The organism is Paenibacillus sp. FSL H7-0323 (genome assembly GCF_038002725.1).
Classification (GTDB): domain Bacteria; phylum Bacillota; class Bacilli; order Paenibacillales; family Paenibacillaceae; genus Paenibacillus_AQ; species Paenibacillus_AQ odorifer.
Genome location: NZ_JBBODB010000001.1, coordinates 4479711 through 4498722, shown reverse-complemented (window position 1 = coordinate 4498722; position 19012 = coordinate 4479711). Strand labels below are relative to the sequence as shown.

General features: G+C 45.6%; 13 protein-coding genes. 9 read left to right on the top strand and 4 right to left on the bottom strand.

Annotation, left to right across the window (positions count from 1 at the left end; genetic code table 11):
- Positions 1-20: 20 nt before the first annotated feature.
- Entirely contained in the window at positions 21-1022 is a 1002-nt protein-coding gene (gene moaA, locus MHH89_RS20380; RefSeq protein ID WP_076192346.1) for a GTP 3',8-cyclase MoaA, read from the bottom strand.
- A 416-nt stretch (positions 1023-1438) separates the two neighbouring features.
- Between moaA and MHH89_RS20375 the strand changes: the two genes are divergently transcribed.
- The gene (locus MHH89_RS20375; protein ID WP_076123947.1) at positions 1439-2131 is read left to right on the top strand and encodes a TorD/DmsD family molecular chaperone; all 693 of its coding nucleotides are present in this window, start codon (positions 1439-1441) and stop codon (positions 2129-2131) included.
- A gap of 707 nt (positions 2132-2838) precedes the next feature.
- Here the strand turns inward: MHH89_RS20375 and MHH89_RS20370 are convergent.
- Together MHH89_RS20370 and MHH89_RS20365 are read right to left on the bottom strand one after the other, a co-directional pair.
- Positions 2839-6018 (bottom strand): efflux RND transporter permease subunit, encoded by a 3180-nt coding sequence (locus tag MHH89_RS20370; protein WP_076282406.1) that lies wholly within the window; start codon positions 6016-6018, stop codon positions 2839-2841.
- Positions 6019-6133: 115 nt separating this feature from the next.
- Positions 6134-7051, bottom strand: a complete 918-nt coding sequence (locus MHH89_RS20365) for a TetR/AcrR family transcriptional regulator (protein WP_076276923.1) — start codon at positions 7049-7051, stop codon at positions 6134-6136.
- Between the two features lie 226 nt (positions 7052-7277).
- On the opposite strand from MHH89_RS20365, the gene cls reads away from it, so the two are divergent.
- The gene (gene cls / locus MHH89_RS20360) at positions 7278-8786 is read left to right on the top strand and encodes a cardiolipin synthase (RefSeq protein WP_076123942.1); all 1509 of its coding nucleotides are present in this window, start codon (positions 7278-7280) and stop codon (positions 8784-8786) included.
- A 51-nt stretch (positions 8787-8837) separates the two neighbouring features.
- On the opposite strand, the gene MHH89_RS20355 is transcribed toward cls, so the two are convergent.
- Positions 8838-10373: a phospholipase D family protein gene (locus tag MHH89_RS20355; protein ID WP_081383176.1), complete on the bottom strand. Its 1536-nt coding sequence runs from the start codon at positions 10371-10373 to the stop codon at positions 8838-8840.
- 284 nt (positions 10374-10657) lie between these two features.
- On the opposite strand from MHH89_RS20355, the gene fni reads away from it, so the two are divergent.
- The 7 genes from fni to MHH89_RS20320 all read left to right on the top strand — a co-directional run bounded on the left by fni (position 10658) and on the right by MHH89_RS20320 (position 18631).
- Complete coding sequence (gene fni / locus MHH89_RS20350) at positions 10658-11797, top strand: type 2 isopentenyl-diphosphate Delta-isomerase (protein ID WP_081383175.1); 1140 nt, start codon at positions 10658-10660, stop codon at positions 11795-11797.
- Between the two features lie 36 nt (positions 11798-11833).
- Positions 11834-12304, top strand: coding sequence for a GNAT family N-acetyltransferase (locus MHH89_RS20345; RefSeq protein ID WP_232061473.1), 471 nt, complete (start codon positions 11834-11836; stop codon positions 12302-12304).
- Between the two features lie 169 nt (positions 12305-12473).
- Positions 12474-13841, top strand: coding sequence for a S41 family peptidase (locus MHH89_RS20340; RefSeq protein WP_340011515.1), 1368 nt, complete (start codon positions 12474-12476; stop codon positions 13839-13841).
- A gap of 100 nt (positions 13842-13941) precedes the next feature.
- Positions 13942-15042 carry a redox-regulated ATPase YchF gene (ychF, locus tag MHH89_RS20335; RefSeq protein WP_036681604.1) on the top strand — a complete coding sequence of 367 codons (1101 nt, stop codon included), beginning with the start codon at positions 13942-13944 and terminating at the stop codon, positions 15040-15042.
- A 233-nt stretch (positions 15043-15275) separates the two neighbouring features.
- The gene (gene prfA, locus MHH89_RS20330) at positions 15276-16352 is read left to right on the top strand and encodes a peptide chain release factor 1 (RefSeq protein WP_036681601.1); all 1077 of its coding nucleotides are present in this window, start codon (positions 15276-15278) and stop codon (positions 16350-16352) included.
- Positions 16353-16377: 25 nt separating this feature from the next.
- Entirely contained in the window at positions 16378-17307 is a 930-nt protein-coding gene (gene prmC, locus MHH89_RS20325; RefSeq protein WP_341088820.1) for a peptide chain release factor N(5)-glutamine methyltransferase, read from the top strand.
- A 139-nt stretch (positions 17308-17446) separates the two neighbouring features.
- The gene (locus MHH89_RS20320; RefSeq protein ID WP_076123938.1) at positions 17447-18631 is read left to right on the top strand and encodes an FtsW/RodA/SpoVE family cell cycle protein; all 1185 of its coding nucleotides are present in this window, start codon (positions 17447-17449) and stop codon (positions 18629-18631) included.
- The last annotated feature ends 381 nt before the right edge of the window (positions 18632-19012 follow it).

Genomic DNA, 19012 nt, shown 5'->3' with positions numbered 1-19012 from the left:
TATAATACCGGGATGGACGTTTATCCACCAATTTGAGACATGCGCCGAGCTGTCGGCGTGTGGCTCTGTGCTTTTTTCTCCAGAGCTAAGGCCATTTCATGATTATGGGGTTTGTTGCCCAGCGCTTTCCGGAATAAGGCCTGCACAGCAGCAGGATCGCTTATTAAAGGACGGACATTGTATTCATCTGCCCAATACAGGCAAGCTTTGATGTGCCCATCTGCGGTAAGTCTCAGGCGGTTGCAATTATCGCAGAAGTGCTCGCTCACCGGATGAATCAGGCCGAATGTACCAAGGGCTCCGACAACCCGCCGATTCTGGGAAGGGCCATTCCCGGAGGGCATTTCTGCCGCTTCCGTTTCCCAACCAGCCTCAGTACAAGCTTCTACAACCCTTTCCAGAGGCAGATAAGTTTGGCGCCAAGCATCAGTAGCACTGCCAATCGGCATGTATTCTATAAAGCGTACATTTAGAGGACTCTCCAGCGTAAGGGAGATGAAGTCTTTGATTTCGTCGTCATTAATTCCTTTCATCAATACAACGTTAAGCTTTATCGGTTGAAGTCCGGCGGCTTGTGCGGCCTCGATCCCCTTTAATACCTTGGCGACTTCGCCGCCACGAGTAATCATAGAAAATCGATCCTGCCGTAAGGAGTCTAGGCTGATGTTTACCCGTGACAGACCGGCTTCTTTTAGCTGTGCTGCTTTGGCTGGAAGCATTAAACCATTTGTAGTCAGCGAAATATCTTCTATACCTGGGATCGCAGATATCATAGCAACAAGCTTTTCCAGATCTTTGCGGACAAGAGGTTCTCCACCAGTTAGTCGTACTTTACGTAATCCAAGAGGGGCTAGCGACTTAACGACTGCGGTAATTTCCTCGTAACTCAGAATCTCGTCCTGCGGTTGGAATTGCATCCCTTCCGCTGGCATACAATAGATGCAACGCAGGTTGCAGCGGTCGGTAACCGAAATGCGGATGTAATCGTGTAAACGTCCAAAAGGGTCCGTCAGCGGCTCCATGGCGTTGCTCCCTTCCTTTAAATCTGGCTGATAAATTGCTCTTATACTTTCTCGTATACACGCATAACGTCCCTAATAGGACAGAACGCAAAGTTGTTTATACTTGTTTAGAATTTTAAAGATCGCTTGGATTCACGTCAATGAGCAAAGTTCTGGACGACAGGGTTTCATTACATAAAACTGGACAAACTAGATAAGAAGATAACGCATATTGAACAACGGAAAGTGTGACAAAAGTACGACAAATAAAGTTTTTAGACATAGAATGCTCACGGAAAGCGCTTTTAATATCCGATATAATCTAGGTGCGGATTAGTTTTAACGTTCACTTTTGCGAAAACAGATAGGATACCGGAAACCGCACGTCGGTAATGTGACGGAGAGTGACCGGGAAACCATTGAGGAGGATTTGCAAAATGAGTACACATACTGTTCCATCGCTCACCGTTCCGGAGGCTTTTAGCCGTTGGTTGGAAAGTCGGGGATTAATATATCAGCTTTTAGTGGATTTTTTGGGTAGAAAACCATCACTCTCTCTAGTGGCTCAATGGAGCCGCAATCGCCAGATGAGTGTAGCGGCTGAGATGACGGAAGGCGGTCGGGAGCTGAAGCGCTATTTGAGTCAGGAACCGAACAAGCTGCCAATGATATGCGAGAAAGAGAGCAAAGAATATAAACGGCTTATGCAAGAACAGTCCGTTAGTTCTTTTAAATTGCGCGAAGCAGCGATTTTAGGACGCTCGGAGGATTTCTGTAACGTGCTTGCGGATGTGTACACCTCCGCTGGAATTGTATTCAATAAGTGTAATGGTGAAGCCGATGATCATATTGCTATTGAGCTCGAATTTATGGCAGTCATGCATGAGCGTATGCTTTACAATAGCTTTTCAATAAGAAGTGCTATGGAGCTGCTTGATATTCAGGAGTCCTTTTTGGAAAAGCATCTACTGCAATGGACACCGCAGTTCTGTCAGAAACTGAATGCAGCAACGGATAGTCCGCTATATCTAGGCCTCTCACATATGCTTGAGGAATTTCTGCCACTTGATCTGCAAATGCTTCGTTCCTGGAGAGCTTCATTGGAGAGCAGTGCAGCTACAAGCATTTAATATTAGAAAGCCCGGCCTAATTGATAGGTCGGGCTTTTGCGTGCTGGTCAAGTAGATATGAAGCTTTAATAGAAGCTCTGTAGAAGCACAAATAGAAGTACCGTGGGAAGCATCCTAGTGATGATCTAATTAAACTCCGATAGAAGTAGAGGCTGAAGCACCAACTGAAGTAGTAATTGAAGTACCAACCGAAGCGCCTTATTGTTGCCTAACTCAAGCGCCGATAGAATAATTGGGCAATTTCTCCCTGAAATTCTAGAGTTTCTGGTCATTAGACTAATAATTAGGGAAAACCTCCCTAAAATATAGCTGATTCGGCGGTAATTAAAGAAATCCCCCTTATTATCAGGGAGGAATTCCCTAATTTCGTTCATTTAGAGCGAATATTGGCTTTTTTCAGGGATTTTCGCCCTAATTAGTTTAAGATCCACTCCGCACATCACCCACGGTACTTCGTCCACCGCATATCATACAGCACCCACAGTACATCAGCTATCACTCATCACGTATTTTTCACCGCTCAACTCTCCCTACTCACCACCCAACCTAATGGCGTTGAACAATTGGCACAGCACACAGTCTATTGGCTAAGGCAAGAATCCGCTGTGCAGCCTTTTACTAAAAAAAAGAAGCTGCCTCATAAGTAGAATTCACTACTTTGGAGACAGCCTCTCGTTTGAGCCTATTTACTTGTTCACATCATAGTTCTAATCAATTACCTTTTTGCTGCGGAATTTCATCAAGAATTCATACACGACTGGCACTACTACAAGTGTCAGCAGCGTGGAACTGACCAAACCACCGATTACGGTCACACCGAGCCCCTTAGAGATAATTCCAGCACTGTTTTCAAGTCCAGTAACCAATGGCAGCAATGCACCGATCGTTGCAAGTGCAGTCATCAGGATTGGACGTAAACGTGTGCCACCTGCTTCAAGCAAGGCTTGACGCGTAGTGAGTCCTTCTTTTTCCTTATGAATAACGCGGTCGATAAGGACAATCGCATTCGTTACTACGATACCAATCAACATCAGCGCACCCATGAGCGAGGACACGTTTAAGGTTTCCCCAGCGATCAGAAGGGCAACGAGTACCCCGATCACTGTGAAAGGAAGTGAGAACAGGATAGCGAATGGTGCTAATCCACCGCCAAATGTAACCACAAGCACGAAGTATACGATGGCAATAGCAGCCGCCATAGCAATTCCTAATTGACCAAACGTATCATTGATCTGCTCGGTTACACCGCCGAAGGTAACAGTTACACCATCAGGCAATTCCATAGCGTCTATTTTTTCTTTCACGCTGTTCGAAGCGCTATTCACGTCACTCGAAATAATTTCGGCAGTAACATCTACCTTCATTTTACCGTCCATACGAGTAATCGAGTCAGGGGAGGAGCCATTTTCAATTTTAGCGACTTGCCCGATTGGCACGGAGATGCCTAGTGGGGAAGTCAAAGTAGCCTCTTCCATTTCTTTAATGCTCTTATACGTTTCTTTATCTGTTTCGATATAGACTTTGTAGTTCTTGCCGTCCAATTCTACTTCTGTGAGCACTGGACGTGTGCCTGCTGGACTCAGCTTCATCGCAATTTGTCCGGCTGTAAGTCCAAGGGAGCTAAGCTTCTGTTGATCCGCTACAATCGTATATTGATCATAAGCTTCCTTGAGACTTGTTTCTGCGTCTTTGAAATTAGTGGTGTCAGCCTGTACGATTGAGGCAATCTCATCCGCGACCGGCTTCAGCTGATCCAGTTCATCTCCGAATACATTCACGGTCAGAGTGCTTCCACCCATGCCTCCACTCATCAGAGCGGACATGTCACCCCATACACCATCTGGCACTTCTGCGGTCAAACCTTCAATAAGCTTCTCTTTAACAGCTTCAAAATCAGGAGTGTCACTATCATAAACGATGAAAAATAGTCCTGAATTGCTGGATCCACCCATACCCATCGGGCTTCCGCCGCCAATGGAATATTGCATTTTGTCTATATGCTTCTGCGCTAAAATGTATTTTTCAGCTTTCAGACCTTGCTCTTGAACTTCCTCAATCCGTTGTCCAGCCTTTGGTGAATAAGTAAGCATTACGGTTTTATCCTCTTGGGATGGCATAAAGCTTACACCAATAGGTTTGATTAAGAACAAGCTGCCTGCAAGGAGAAGAACGGCAACTCCAAACGTAACGAGCTTATGAGAAAGGCACCAGTTCAGAATCTTTTGATAACCAGCAGAAAGTTTGTCTGGTTTCTCGCTGTGAGTTTTTTTACCTTTCAATCCATTACGGAACAACGAGTGAGCCATTGCAGGAACTAGGGTAATCGCAACTACTAATGAAGCGAGCAGGGCGAAGACCATGGTTAGAGCGAAAGGCAAGAACAGCTCACCAACCATACCACTAACCAAAGCAAGTGGTAAGAACACCGCGATGGTTACAATTGTAGAGGACATGATAGGCACGAACATTTCACGTGTGGCCGCACTGATTAATTCTCTGCCCTTCAGCTTCTCACCAGATAAGGAGAGTCGTCGATATATATTCTCTATGACTACAATCGAGTCATCGACTACCCGCCCGATCGCGACCGTCATCGCTCCTAGTGTCATCATATTAAGCGTAATGTCCATCTGCCGCAGACACAGCACTGCGATCAGCAGGGATAATGGAATAGAGATGATGGAAATAATCGTCGAACGAATATTCCTCAGGAACACCAAAATGATAATTACTGCGAATAAGGCACCAAATACCGCTTTGGACAACATCGTATTTACGGAGTCCTCAATGGGCTTCCCTTGGTCAAGTAGAACAGTAAGGTCAATGCCTTTATATTGTGCTTTTAATTCTTCAGTTTTGTCTTTAACGCCATTTACAACATCAACAGTGTTGGCATCATTGGCTTTGACAATCTGAATACCGATCGATTCTTTACCATTTGTACGGGAGATGGATTCGGAATTGCCCACAACCTCAATCGTGGCCAGCTCTCCGAGCTTCACGGTTGGAAGTCCCATACTTGCAGCTCCGCCAGGAGCAGCATTTCCAGCACCAGCACCAGCACCAGCAGCTCCGTTAGCAGCACCAGCATCAACGCCGGCAGCTCCAGTAGCTCCAGCACCAGCAGCGTTAGCGCCAGTTGGCATTACCGGAATGGTCACATTTTTAAGATCCTCAACGGTAGTGATGTTGCCATCCACGACAACTGCCTTTTGAGCCTTGTCCATCTCGAATAGTCCGAGTGGAACACGGAGGGAAGAGCCTTGAATGATACCTTTAACGGTATCTTCGGTCAGTCCATATTGATTGAGCTTATCTTGATTGAATTTGAGTGATACTTCTTTGACGTATTGACCAGAGATTTGGATAGAAGCGACACCCTCAACATCCTCCAGGGCCGGGCGAATATCGTTCTCAGCAATACGGGTCAGTTCCTCAAGATCCTGGGTATCCCCGTTAGAAAGACTGAGGGAGACAACAGGCATTGAGCTAAGACTAAAGCGGGAAATGGAAGGCTTCTGCACATTGTCTGGCAATGAGACTTCATTTAGTGATTCGCGCACTGCTGCTGTAGCATTATCCAGATTTGTTCCATAATCGAATTCAATTTGGATACTGGAGGCATTCTCCAAAGAAGTGGAGGTGATCGTCTTTACACCATCCACATTGCGGAGCTTTTGCTCCAACGGTTTGCTGACATCATTAACGACGCCTTCTGGTGCGGCCCCCGGATAAATGGTTGTTACGCTAAGATAGGGTATACTAATATTAGGCAAGGTTTCTTGCTTCATCGTCAGTCCGCTATATAAACCGGCAAACACAATAATTATCGTCAGAAGCCAAATGGCAAATTTGTTCCTGAGCGAGAAATTAATTAAGCTTTTCATAAGTTTCGTTTCTGCTCCTCTCGGCCCTCTTCTTTACGAAATAGGGCGCCATTATAAAAAATCATAATACTCACTATCCATGACTTTCTCTCTACCGAACTCTTCTTAGAGTCAATTAACGAAATACACATGAATTGTGCGGAATTGAGGCAATTAGCTTCCTCAGCTCTTCCAATTCTGCTGTGAGCTCAGAGCAGGATTGGAGGTTGGACAGCATCCCCTGAATGATTGCTTTTCGCGGGTGAGGGATAAGCACTTCACCTTCCAGAATGTTGAGCGATTCCAGCAGATCGGCTGCTTCTTCGGATGCTATACTATCTAGTTTACTGATCGCAGTCTTCATTTCTTTAATGAGCTGTAATGGATTTTTTCGTTTGTTCTCCTCATTCTCCGCCATCCAGTTTGCTAAAGTAGCAGAGTTGATTAGCGGAGCCTGTTTACTAGTAAGCAAGCCAGACACGATCATATCCATTAAATTCATTAGATGATCTGCCATATCGGCAATAGGTACCTGCGTATCCTTACGAAAAATAACCGCAATATAAGATTTGATGAGACCATGTCCGATCATACATAAATCTCCGGTATAGGGAACGACGTCTTTTCCGTAGAGCAACTCCATTTTTACCTGGAACCATCTTAAGAAGGAAGCGTTGTTTCTACGCAGCCAGTCTGGGACTTCAGTATCAAATCCTTTGCCCGCAACCTCCTGAATTTGACGCTGCAAGAACTCGCGTAATTCGTACACATGACTTAGCAGAATTTCTATCTGATTCCTAAGCTTCTCACGTGGTGTTCGTCGGGTTTCCTGTTCTTCACGTAACAAGGGATCCCGAATCATCCGATAACAATAAAGGAAGATACTGCGCTCCAGCTCTTCTTTTGATTTAAATACCAGATATAAACTGCCCTTCGAAATCCCGCATAATTCAGCTATCTCTTGCATGGATGTGGACGAGGAGCCTTTTACAGCGAATAACTGCATAGCAATCTTAATAATCTGCTCCTGCTTATCAACAGTTTTATCATTCATTAAAGGATTAACCTCCTTTCTGACTACCCGGTTCTATAATTGACTAGCTGGTCAGAATAATTATATTCTATACAACCAGGCATTACAAATATCGGAACAGAAGGGTTACAGTTTTGTCGTAAATAGACTTTAAACAGTAATTTGCTAGGAAGAAATGTGTTCTTCATGTAATATATAAAATGTGTCAATTTCGTGTTGCTTGTATGAATAAGAAGGTAGGTAGAGTATGAGAAGAGGACTTCAATCTATAATTATCATTGGGGCATTCATAGCATTTTATTATTTTGGTTTCGGCATTTTTGGGAGTACTGCGGGAACGATTATTAGTATCTTCTCCACTCTGACAGTCATTTCGATTAGCTTGGCTATTTTTATGGAGAACCGTAATCCTTCTACAACAATGTCATGGATCTTATTGCTTGCGTTGATCCCGGTGCTGGGACTGGTCTTCTATTTTCTATTTGGGCAAAATGTGTTCAAACGCCGTAAATATGATAAAAAGGCACAAAGAGACCTTATGGCCTACGAAAGAATTGAGAATGACGCTTTACGTACGCACCAAGATTGGTCAGTCTTTGATCCCTCGCGCCAAAAACTGCTGCTGTTATCCAAGACTTTAGCACGTACTCCTATTTCCTTTGCATCAGAAACACGTATCCTCACTAATGGTGAAGAGACGTTTGGTACGTTATTGTTGGAACTCCGTCAAGCTAAACATCACATTCATATGGAGTATTACATCTTCCGGGCGGACCACATTGGAACACGCATTAAACAAATTCTGATCGATAAAGCTCGCGCCGGTGTTGCAGTCAGATTTATGTATGATGCCGTTGGCAGTTTTCAGCTTTCCAAAGCTTTTTTGAAGGAAATGAGTGATGCCGGGGTTCAGGTGGCTTCGTACGGAAATTCAACATCCTTTTTTTCCAGTCGTGTGAATTACCGGAATCACCGTAAGATTGTTGTGATCGACGGCGATGTCGGATTCATGGGGGGTCTCAATGTAGGCGATGAATATTTAAGCCGCAGTAAGACTTATGGGTTTTGGCGTGACACACATATGTTGGTTAGAGGCGAAGCGGTACGGACGATGCAAATTATTTTTCTGCAAGATTGGATGCACACTACGGGTGAAAAAATACTGGAGCAAGACTATCTCACTCCGCAGCTTCGCTTTATGACAGGTGATGGTGCCGTACAGATTATTGCTAGTGGGCCGGATAACGAACGTCGTGCGCTCAAAAACATTTTCTTCTCCATGATCACTTCTGCCGAGAAATCGGTGTGGATTGCCAGTCCATATTTTATTCCTGATGAGGACATCTTAACTGCACTGCGTGTAGCTGCTGTTTCTGGTTTAGATGTGCGATTGTTATTCCCGGCTAAGCCGGATAAATGGATTCCGTTTCTGGCTTCACACTCTTATTTTCCGGCGTTGCTGGAAGCTGGCGTGAAGATTTATGAATATGAAAAGGGATTTATCCACTCGAAACTGCTTATCGTTGATGGTGAAATAGCGACCATTGGCACGGCCAATATGGATATGCGCAGCTTCCACCTTAACTTTGAAGTGAATGCACTACTGATTCAGACGGAGAGCGTTGCTCGTATTGTTGCTGATTTTGAACGGGATTTATTATCTACCAGCTTAATTGAGCATGAAGAATTTATGAATAAGCGTATGGTGATCCGTATACTGGAATCTGCTGCTCGACTTATGTCACCGTTACTATAACCCAAAAACCACCGCAGAGGGTGTGATCCCTCATCTGCGGTGGTTTTTGCTTTAAAAAGTGGTTAAACCCAAGGTGGTCTGCAACCGGAACAGAATGTACTTGAACCAAGTTACTTCCCCCTGATAAGCTTCAAGAGGCAGAGTATACTCATGGTCCTCGTTATTCCACAGTCGATTGAAGTAGGTTTCCATCTCGATATAAAGAGGCTGATCTTGTTTTACAGATACCCACAGATTATTCTCCAGGTTGTAGTCATCCAGATTGCGTGTCGTAAAATTGGTGGAACCGCCAAGAATGATGGAACTTCCAGTCTGTTTGGCAATGAAGAGCAACTTTGGATGATATTGCTCTTTGGTCGTATTGTACCAGCGAATAGAGATCTCTCCGTTTGTGCGCTTGTTCAAGTTCATGGCAACTGGACGGTTAGGAATGCCGATTTTATCACGGCCGAAGGCGTTCTGATTGGGGTCCAGTATCAATTTTACCGTAGCCCCTCGTTGGGTAGCCTCTACCAATTCATCGAGAATGGCATCATCGGCAAGGTAGAACATACCCATCCAAATGGTGTCACCCTTCTGCGCAGATTGGAGGGCTTGCCGTGCATATTTATATACCTTTCCTTCCGTTAAATAGCGGACCTCCATAGATTCTTCAGAGTGCTGATCCTTCTCTTTGGTGAAGTCTGGCTCATAAGTGAGTAGTGGCCCTGCATCCGAAAGATTGGCCGCGGCTTGTTCCGTCTGGAGAATATCAGCAATAATTGGGCCTTGTACTTCCAGAGCGATATTGGAATGATAGGCGCTGGCATCATGGATATTTCCTGAGGAGACTAGAGCGGTATTCTCACTAACAACTACCTTACGGTGGTTAGCCTTCACATTAAGTAGCTTCAAATAAGAACGTGCGGTAATATCCGGTCCTCCGCTGGCCATAAGATTGGGAATCCGGCCTTCGCCCGACTGGCCGAACCATTGAATAAAGGTACGCCAGACAGCGGAATAAGCAGGCGTAGAATCGCGTAGAGCATTTACATCGGTCAAAATCACTTTAATCCCCGCAGCCTTCAATTCTTCCAGAAGATGATTGGGTGCAGAGTTGTAATTGGTATTAACCTCATCTGTAATGAAGACGATCTCCATCTCAGGATAAGTTGTTTTTTGTAAAATAAGCTTGTCCGTCAACATTCGGCTGACCGGAGGAAAGGACTGATCTTTATGGGTATAATCATTGAAAAGAAAGAGGTCAATCACCAAAAATTCTTTGGACTCCTCGATAATTTGTAGAATCCTCGAAAGAATCTGACTCTCTTGAGTGCCCGTGGCTGTACCGTCCGAATAGGTCAGGTCGTGCCAGAAGGATACATGATTCGTTTTGTATATAGGGCTTTCATAGGAAATGCCGCGGGGTAAAGGTTTGTGCGTCTGGTAAGTCATTACGCCGATTAGCCAGAGGATTAGAATGACGAAAGCCCATAACACCCGTGTACGGTGGCGTGAACCGGAACGTTTCTTCGTAGTTAAACCGGGAGCGTAGTTTATTTCTTTAGGTTTATAGGGGTGAACGGGTTGCTGACGATCTGAATTCATGGAAGTTCCTCCTGAAATTATTGCAGAGCACTTCCTTGTGATTGTTATGCTCCGGTGTATTACCAACCTATTAACACCTAGTGGAGCGAAATGAAGCAGCCCAAATATCCTTAACAGTAATGAAATAACATTCGGCTAGCTATAATGAGTTTGAGCGATTAGTACGATGTTTATGAAATTAATGATTACGAAACCGGAGAATTGTAATCGCTAACCTCATATTGTAAATTCATCTGTAGGGATATGTTATAATAAATCGAGTTTGGAAATAGGAGGAACGCAGCATGAATCATACGCCAGAAGAGGCCGTGCCATATGATGCGACTAGGCAGTCTGGCGCAGATCATGGCAAGGACCTACCGGCTGCAGAGGCTTCTGACAAAAGATCTTTATTGCCTACATCGAAGACAGGCGAACGCAAAATTGAACATGTACGCCTTTGCCTAAATGAGGAAGTAGGTGGCGTCGGTGTGACTACAGGGTTTGAACATTACAGATTTCAGCATAATGCTCTGCCAGAGCTGAATTTCGACGATATATCATTGCAGACTACGTTTTTGGATCGTAAGCTGCGTACGCCGCTGCTCATCAGCTCGATGACAGGTGGCAGTGCAGCTACAGGAGCGATTAATGCCCGGTTAGCCGCAGCTGCGCAGCGTCGGGGTTGGGCGCTGGGTGTAGGTTCGGTTCGGGCGGCAGTGGAGCGTTCTGAGCTTACGGCAACCTTTTATGTGCGGGATCAAGCGCCTGATATTCCGGTTATCGCCAATATTGGTGCTGTACAGCTGTCCTATGGTTTTGGGATTGAGGAATGTCGCCGGGCTGTGGATATCGCAGGTGCTGATTTTCTTGTACTACATCTGAATGGCCTGCAAGAGGTCTTTCAACCGGAAGGGAACACTGGTTTTGCCTCTTTGCTATCGCAGATAGAGAAGGTATGCCGGGCACTTGAAGTCCCTGTAGGTGTGAAAGAAGTAGGCTGGGGCATTGATGGAGATGCAGCTGCACGTCTTTATAATGCAGGAGCGGCTTTTATTGATGTTGCGGGTGCAGGCGGGACATCCTGGAGTCAGGTGGAGAAGTTCCGCAGTGTAGATCCTATACGGCGGGCAGCGGCGGAGGCTTTCGCGGATTGGGGTACTCCAACAGCTGATTGTATCACAGAGGTGCGTGCAGTTTCTCCGCAGGGCGCTTTGATTGGCAGCGGCGGACTGAAACATGGCGTGGATGCAGCGAAAGCATTGGCACTTGGAGCTGATCTGGCAGGCTTTGGCCGCAATCTGTTAGGGCCGGCTGTCGATTCTGAAGAGGCGCTGGATGCTGCATTAGCACAGGTAGAACTGGAGCTGAAAATAGCAATGTTTGGTATTGGCGCTCCAGATTTAGCAACTTTACGTGGAACTTCCCGTTTAATACGTAAATAGGATGGTAAATATTGAAGCGAGGAAGTGAGTAAGATTATGATTAAACTGATCCATATGGATGAGTCGGCCTTTCAATTTTTCTTAGGTCAAGCTACCCGGGATTATGCGGAAGATAAGATCAGCGCCGGTGCTTGGGATCCAGAGATCGCGATGAAGCTGTCTGAGGAAGCTATAACACGCTCTTTGCCAAAAGGGCTGCACACAGATGGTGCTTATCTATATTCCATAGTAGAAATAAGCAGTGATGAACAGGTGGGTTATATCTGGTTTAACGTAAGTGAAGGTCGTGGTGGCCGCGAGGCTTTCATTTATGATTTTTATGTTTTTGAACCGTTCCAGAGTAAGGGTTATGGCAAGCAGGCTATGATCGCACTCGATGAAGAAGCCCGGGAGATGAATGTTACCAAAATCGGGTTGCACGTCTTCGGCCAGAACAATCGCGCATTTGAGCTATACAAAAAAATGGGGTATATCGTAACTGACATCACGATGTCTAAAGATCTATAGTCCATAAGTGTGAGGACCTCGAAAGAGGTCTTTTTTTTGTTGTTCTACTGAATTATTATGTAAATAATTGTGATAAATATATTTGATTTAGGATGATTAGGAAAATATGATTAAAAAATAACTTCCTGAAAATGGATTAAGTCATAAAGAGAGAAAAGGGGGGATTAAGGTGAGGCCAAGGACTGTATCGTGGGTGGTTGTTTCCGCAGTAGTATTACTATTACTGGTTAGCTGCAACAGTGGCGATTTACCAGGAAAGAAGAAATCTGAGTCTGAGCAAGTCCAGGCAAGTCCGGTTGCACCGCTAGCCTCTTCAGCTGTAGTTGAAGAACAATCGAAAGTAGCGTTGCCTTCATTGACAGTAGAAAAAAGGCTAGAGGATTTTGATTATATGTGGAAGATTATTGAGGAGAACTATCCTTTCCTAGAGGTGAATAAACGTCTCAATGGAGAGGATTGGCTTGCTAAAAAAGAGGAATACCGCAATAAAATAGCAGCCGTGAAATCGGATGATGAGTTTTTGAGACGAATGAGATTTGTCCTTAGCAGATTAAACAATGGGCATACGAATTTTATATCCAAGGAGGAATATCCTTGGTATCTACATACCTATGTTCAAGCAGGTTTTGGTTATGAACCTTGGATCGACGTGGTTCAACAGCCTAACGTATTGGCCCGTTACAACCAGAAACCTTTAGCGGAGCAGCAAAGCTCTAATGAACTCAATAATGATATGCATAATGGTGGAGATGGAGTAGGAGATGTAACAAAAAAGACTTCTGGGAATGTAAAAAAAGTCATTATAGAGCCCGATCGAATCGCTTATCTCGGCATGCAAAGCTTTGACGGGAGTCTCATGGAGATGGACAGCTCCGAGATCCATGATTTTTTAATAGAGGTAAAGGACTATAAGACCTTAATATTAGATATCCGCGGAAATGGCGGAGGAAACAGTAATTATTGGAGAATTCATATTGTTCCTCTGTTGATTAATAAAACTATCGAATATAATACTTACTTCCTTTATACAAGAGGCAAATATGCGGAGACTTTTATGCAGGCACGTCAGATCACAGCCGGGCAACAACCTATTTCCGGCATCAAAGATGAGCAACTGCCTAATCTGCCATCTGAGGCTTTAAAGATGTTCAAGACATATAGAAAAATAAATGATGTAGTAACTCCTAATAAATCTGTTGGATTTAAAGGGAAAATCTATTTGCTGGTAGATAGCTCTGTGTATTCATCAGCGGAAGGTCTTGCAGCCTTTGCAAAAGGCACCGGGTTTGCAACGGTTGTAGGCGGCAGGACAGGTGGGGATGGACTAGGGATAGATCCGCTTGTTGTTGCATTGCCAAATAGCGGTTATGTATTCAGGTTTTCCTTTGAAATGGGTCTGAATTCTGATGGAAGTTGTAATGAAGAGGTAAAGACTGTGCCTGATGTGGAGGTTGATCCAGATAAATCTAAGCCATTACTGGACCAGCCGGCGATAAAAAAGGTATTAGAGCTTGCGCGTTCGGACACATCTGCTTGACATCCGGTGTTGCTGGCGAATATGTTCTAATATATAATGGTTTAGATCGTATAGCTTATTCGGATGATCAATTTAGCTGAAAATAGGAGTTGTCATATAAATGGCTTTGAAAGCTGGAATCGTCGGACTTCCTAACGTAGGAAAATCCACATTGTTTAATGCGATAACGCAAGCGGGAGCAGAATCCGCTAACTACCCTTTTTGTACCATTGACCCTAACGTTGGTGTTGTTGAAGTTCCAGATGAACGTCTTGATAAACTGACTGAGCTGGTACAGCCGAACAAGACCGTACCTACTGCTTTTGAATTTGTTGATATTGCGGGTCTCGTGCGTGGTGCGAGTAAAGGAGAAGGACTAGGCAACAAGTTCCTGGCCCATATCCGTGAAGTAGATGCTATCGTGCATGTGGTTCGTTGTTTTGAAGATGAGAACGTTACCCACGTTGATGGAAAAGTAAATCCGATCAGCGACATCCAGACCATTAATCTGGAGCTGATTCTTGCTGATATTGAGAGCATTGAGAAGCGGATTGAGCGTTCCCGTAAGAATATCAAAGGCGGCGACAAGAAATACGCTCAAGAAGTTGAACTGCTAGAACGCGTCAAAGAAGTGCTCTACGAAGATAAACCTGCACGCAGTATAGAATTGTCTGATGACGAGAAGCTTATTATCCGCGATCTTCATCTGTTAACATTGAAGCCAGTGCTGTATGCGGCGAATGTAAGTGAAGATGAAGTGGCAAGTGCTGAGGACAATCCTTATGTACAGCAAGTTCGCGATTTTGCAGCTACTGAAGGTGCAGAAGTGGTTCCGATCAGTGCTAAGGTGGAAGCAGAAATTGCTGAGCTTGAAGGCGAAGATAAAGCTATGTTCCTGGAAGAGCTGGGACTGGAAGAATCCGGCCTTAACCGGTTGATTAAAGCGGCTTATAAACTGCTTGGCTTGTATACGTATTTCACAGCAGGCGTTCAGGAAGTTCGGGCGTGGACGATTCGCCGCGGCACCAAGGCACCTGGAGCTGCCGGTGTGATTCATACAGATTTCGAACGCGGATTTATCCGTGCTGAAGTAGTGGCTTACGCGGATCTTGTGGCAGCTGGTTCCATGAACGGTGCGAAGGAACGTGGTCAACTACGTCTTGAAGGTAAAGAATATTTGGTGCAAGACGGCGACGTAATGCATTTCCGTTTTAACGTTTAAGAAGTTTTAAGTGTACGAATGATAAAGGGGTCATCTCGAGCAGTGGGAGTTTCTATTGCTGGGATGATCCTTTTTAAAAATATAAGCTTTTTATTAAGGTATTGTGCGTACGGAACTGTAGCCATTTCACAATATCTTTGGTATAATATAAAGTCGTATATCTATTTTTATGACAGTACAAATTTGATGTTATATTTGCGAATTTGAAATTGAATCAGGAGAGGTGAATTCCCTTGTTGGACCGATTGCAATCCCTGGCGGACCGCTATGAGAAGCTCAGTGAACTGCTTTGTGATCCGGATGTTGCAAACGACAGTAAGAAACTGAGGGACTATTCCAAAGAACAATCAGACCTACAGCCCGCATTTGAGGCGTATACTGAATATAAGAGTGTAATGGAAGAGCTTGAAGCTGCTAAGCAGATGCAAGGCGAAAAGCTTGATGATGAGATGAAAGAAATGGTCAAGATGGAAATTGATGACCTTTCCAAACGTCAAGTGGAGCTGGAAGAGAGAATCCGCGTATTGCTGCTGCCTAAAGACCCGAATGATGATAAGAACGTAATCGTTGAAATTCGTGGTGCAGCGGGTGGAGATGAAGCAGCATTGTTCGCTTCAGACCTTTACCGGATGTACACTCGTTATGCTGATGCACAAGGATGGCGCGTTGAGTTAATGGATGTTAACGCGAGTGATCTTGGTGGATTCAAAGAGGTAATCTTCCTTATTAACGGCCGTGGTGCATACAGTAAGCTGAAATACGAAAGTGGTGCGCATCGCGTACAACGTATCCCAGCGACCGAATCCGGAGGTCGTATTCATACCTCTACTTCTACGGTGTCTGTGATGCCGGAAGCTGAGGCTTTTGAGATCGAGATCCATGATAAAGATATTCGCGTGGATACCTTCTGTTCAAGTGGTGCAGGCGGACAGTCTGTAAATACGACCAAGTCTGCAGTACGTGTAACCCATGTACCTACAGGCATCGTTGCTACCTGTCAGGACGGTAAGTCACAGAACTCCAATAAAGAAAAAGCGCTGCAAGTGCTTCGTGCGCGTATCTCTGATATGAAACGGCAGGAAGAAGAAGCGAAGTATGCTGGGGAACGGAAGAGCAAAGTAGGTACGGGTGACCGTAGTGAGCGCATTCGGACGTATAACTTCCCGCAGAGCCGGGTTACAGACCATCGTATTGGCCTGACACTGCACCGTTTGGAGCAGGTTATGAACGGAGAAATCACTGAAATTATCTCAGCCCTTTCAATCGCTGAACAAGCTGACTTGATGGATAATATGGATAATGGAGAATAATGCTTTGAACGATGGCGTATATGTCATGTCGGAAGTCAAAAGCATCCGGGAAGCCTTTGCGGAGGCTTCTTCTTTTTTGAGCCGGAGCGGCTGCAATGAACCGCAGCGCAGTGTACAATTGCTGCTGGAGCATGTGCTTGGAGTGTCTGGCGCAGCTTATTACATGGCGCTGGCAGATCCTTTTCCAGCTGCGGTTAAGGAAGCATTTGAGGCGGGAGTTACCCGCCGGGGCGCTGGTGAGCCGGTGCAGTATATCATCGGCGAGCAAGAATTCTACGGGCGGCCTTTTGAGGTGACGCCTGACGTGCTTATTCCGCGGCCGGAGACGGAGCTGCTCGTCGAGGCGATTTTACGTTACGGCGCGGAGCTTTGGCCGGACGGCATCGTAACGCCGGGCGAAGCGGCGCTGGATAGCGCGGGCGGCGCGGGGGACGTGCGCGCCGCAAGACCGCTGACCGCCGTCGATATCGGCGCCGGCAGCGGTGCGATCTCCGTCACGTTGGCGGCGGAAGCGCCGGCGTGGCGGGTCTGCGCCGGCGATATTTCGCCGGCGGCTCTGGCTGTGGCCGAGCGCAACGCTTTGCGCAATGGCACAGCTGTGGACTTTCGGCTCGGCGATCTGCTCGAGCCGTTCGCGGGGATGGAGACGGATATTCTCGTCTCCAACCCGCCATACATCCCCGGCGAGGATATCGCCGGGCTGCAGCGTGAGGTGCGCGACCATGAGCCGCGCACTGCGCTGGATGGCGGAGCGGACGGGCTGGACCCGTACCGCCGCATGATGGAGCAGCTGACGCTGCTCCCGGCCCCGCCGCGCCTGATCGGCTTTGAGCTTGGCTTCGGTCAAGCTGAGCAAGTCGCTGCACTCCTTGCGGCAGCGGGCCATTGGACGGAGATTATCACCATTAATGATCTGGCTGGAATCCCGCGTCATGTGCTAGGCATAACGAAATAATATTGCCTGCTTTGCAGAGGGTTCCTTTGTCCGGGGTAGAGAAATTGTATTTTCAATCCGACTTCCTTTACAATAGAATTTAGCAGGATTTCTTAGGGGATCATAAAGAAAGCCCAGATATAGAGTAGGGAGGCAGAGCGTGCTTCAGAAGATTAAAAAGATTGATGGTGCTATTGTAGTCGTTCTGTTATTACTCATGGTGGTCAGCATCTTCGCCATATATAGCGTTACTCATGGAAGAGAGAAGCTGGACGGACATCATATTCGTATGATGATGTATTATGCTATTGGTTTTGTAGCTTTTATTGGAATGACCTTTTTGGATTACAGAATTTTAGTGAAATATGCGATATATATTTATTTGTTTGGGATAGGGATGCTGGTGCTCGTCAGCTTTTTGGGCGAGACTAAAAATAATGCACAAGGCTGGTTGACCCTGCCTGGAGGACTGAGTCTGCAGCCTGCTGAGCTGTTCAAGCTGATATTAATTCTTTTTCTGGCAGCCATGCTTGTCCGCAAGAATAAGAGTAAGCTTCTGTTCTGGCGGGATGTTGTGCCGCTCGGCCTTCTGACCTTGTTTCCGTTCCTTATTGTCCTTACCCAAAATGACCTTGGGAATGCCTTGTCTTACGTTGTGATTCTTGCGGGTCTGTTGTGGATTGGCAATATTAAATACACGCATGCATTAATCGGGCTGGTCATCGTGGCTAGTTCTGCGATTGCGGGAATTATGAGTTATATCCATTATCACGATGAAATTAAAACCTTTCTTACGGATATTGGACGATCTCACTGGATTGAACGTTTTGATCCTTGGCTTGTTCCAGACAAAGCGACAGCCAAAGCCCTTTATCATACTAAAAACGCCAAGCTGGCGATTGCCTCAGGTGGAATGAGCGGCGAAGGCTACATGAACGGCAGTTCCGTTCAGACGGATCGGGTGCCATATACGTATTCAGATTCTATCTTTGTGCAGATTGCTGAAGAGTTTGGGTTTGTAGGTTCTGCGTTTGTGTTGCTGCTGTACTTTATTTTGATTCACCGGATGATTCTGATTGCGCTGGAGTCTAGGGATAGAGCTGGCCCTTTCCTGATTGTCGGCGTTGTCGCGATGATGTTGTATCAGATTTTTGAGAATATCGGCGCATTTATCGGCTTGATGCCATTGACTGGTATTACGTTACCTTTCATCAGCTTCGGGGGTACATCCCTGCTTATCAACATGGCCAGCATCGGGCTGGTAATGAGTGTGCGCCTGCACGGGCAAGAAGTGGAAGAGGATTTTCCTAAACCTACTCCTTATGCAGCTGCCAAACAGGTGTAACCACGAAATAAAGTAGAACCGTCAGGTCCTTATTGTTTAATAGGGGTGCTGGCGGTTCTTTTTGATGGAGCACGGCTTCGTCGGATTGGTGTAATACGTAATACGGGCCGTTTCAGGTAAGCAAGCTGGAAGCAATTCGTATTTGTATTTGTATCGTATTCGTATTTGTATCCTGACTCGGACTCAGATGCCCTTATATTCGAATATTAACTACTTATTGGATAGTATCGGACCGCAAAGACGTTATTTGATCAAAAAGACTGGATTTACTGCAAAATGGCAAGTAATAACGACTCTGGAGTCCGCAAAAGTTCCCGTGAAGCAATAAATTCATAAATAAAGTCTACGGAGTCCGATAGGTTTGGATCATAGAGTAAAATT

Excerpts from the sequence above, each read along its gene's own strand:
- moaA (WP_076192346.1), bottom strand. The coding sequence starts at position 1,022 with ATGGAGCCGCTGACGGACCCTTTTGGACGTTTACACGATTACATCCGC.
- MHH89_RS20375 (WP_076123947.1), top strand. The coding sequence starts at position 1,439 with ATGAGTACACATACTGTTCCATCGCTCACCGTTCCGGAGGCTTTTAGC.
- MHH89_RS20370 (WP_076282406.1), bottom strand. The coding sequence starts at position 6,018 with ATGAAAAGCTTAATTAATTTCTCGCTCAGGAACAAATTTGCCATTTGG.
- MHH89_RS20365 (WP_076276923.1), bottom strand. The coding sequence starts at position 7,051 with ATGAATGATAAAACTGTTGATAAGCAGGAGCAGATTATTAAGATTGCT.
- cls (WP_076123942.1), top strand. The coding sequence starts at position 7,278 with ATGAGAAGAGGACTTCAATCTATAATTATCATTGGGGCATTCATAGCA.
- MHH89_RS20355 (WP_081383176.1), bottom strand. The coding sequence starts at position 10,373 with ATGAATTCAGATCGTCAGCAACCCGTTCACCCCTATAAACCTAAAGAA.
- fni (WP_081383175.1), top strand. The coding sequence starts at position 10,658 with ATGAATCATACGCCAGAAGAGGCCGTGCCATATGATGCGACTAGGCAG.
- MHH89_RS20345 (WP_232061473.1), top strand. The coding sequence starts at position 11,834 with ATGATTAAACTGATCCATATGGATGAGTCGGCCTTTCAATTTTTCTTA.
- ychF (WP_036681604.1), top strand. The coding sequence starts at position 13,942 with ATGGCTTTGAAAGCTGGAATCGTCGGACTTCCTAACGTAGGAAAATCC.
- prmC (WP_341088820.1), top strand. The coding sequence starts at position 16,378 with ATGTCGGAAGTCAAAAGCATCCGGGAAGCCTTTGCGGAGGCTTCTTCT.